At 54.4% G+C, this 1,144-nt stretch carries 2 protein-coding genes; both read left to right on the forward strand.

What is annotated here, in order from left to right; translation table 11 throughout:
- A partial coding sequence (locus B5F33_RS10945) for a hypothetical protein (protein ID WP_087411815.1) occupies nucleotides 1-273 on the forward strand: 273 nt, incomplete at its 5' end.
- 228 nt (nucleotides 274-501) lie between these two features.
- Complete coding sequence (locus B5F33_RS10740; protein ID WP_087411816.1) at nucleotides 502-990, forward strand: DegV family protein; 489 nt, start codon at nucleotides 502-504, stop codon at nucleotides 988-990.
- Nucleotides 991-1,144 lie beyond the last annotated feature (154 nt).

Raw genomic sequence — 1,144 nt, forward strand, 5'->3', positions numbered from 1 at the left:
ATGCGCCTCATGCAGAAAGATGCGGAGAGGACGGTTGGATCGCGTCCTTCGGCTACGGCTGTCCAGACGGCGCTCTCCAACATCGTGGGCCACCGACTTGACGAGAACCATTGGCTCTTCGACTACCGGACCGACCTCACGGACGCGCTCGGGGGCGCCGCGGGCGTCGACCTCACCCGCCGCGCGCTCTCAAAGGGGCAGGTGCGCGACATCATGGCCGCGGTGAGAAAGCCCAAGCCCCGAGAAGTTGTGCACCAACAGAAACGTCACTGAGAGCAAGACCGTTTACCCAGCTCATGCATGGTAAACGGTCTTTTCCAGCTGCAAAAGTCAGGTGGTATCCCCAGGTTTGCCAGCCACAAACGTCCGCACGTGAATCACAACTCTTTCATCGCTCGTTATGAATACGATTAGTAGTGGTTTTAAAAACCATGTGTATGCTACACAAGCGTATGCAGCTCGATATAATGAAGGCACATACTGGCAGACGAAAGGACTTCCATGAGCTGGGCAATCATTGCAGATTCCAGTTGCAACCTGCGAGACTTTCATCCTACGGCGCCAAATACCACGTACCGGTTCGCGCCGCTTAAGATCAACATTGCCGGTGTTGAATACGCCGATGACGAGCACCTTGACGTCGACGAACTCAACAAGAAGGTGGCTGAGGAGTCAAGCGCCTCATCGAGCTCATGCCCCAGCGTAGGGGAATGGGCCGAGCTGTTCCGCTCTGCCGACAACGTGATTGCCATCACCATCTCGGCCAACCTCTCGGGAAGCTACGAGGCTGCCATCATGGCCCAATCCATGGTTCAGGAGGAGGGCGACCGCAACATCTTCGTGGTGAACTCACGGGCAGCCGGCGGCAAGCTTGAGCTGCTTGTCGAAGAGCTCGATAGGTACCTAACTAATAACCAGCCGAGCTTCTCGGAAGCCTGTGCCTATATCACGAAGATCGAGCAGAATTCCCGAGTTTTGCAGCGCATCTGAATAGATACAGCTTGCTTCGCCCAGCTCAATGGGCCTTTTCTTTACATATTTCCTGTGACTTTTCAGCACGGTGTATGTCGGTGTATGATATGATGAAATAGATTATCACCGCAGCTCAGGAGTGCTTTCATGTATCTTCGGAAGTCCAAGAAGA

Origin of the sequence: Collinsella sp. An2 (genome assembly GCF_002160065.1) — a bacterium.
In the GTDB taxonomy this organism is placed as follows: Bacteria; Actinomycetota; Coriobacteriia; order Coriobacteriales; family Coriobacteriaceae; genus Limicola.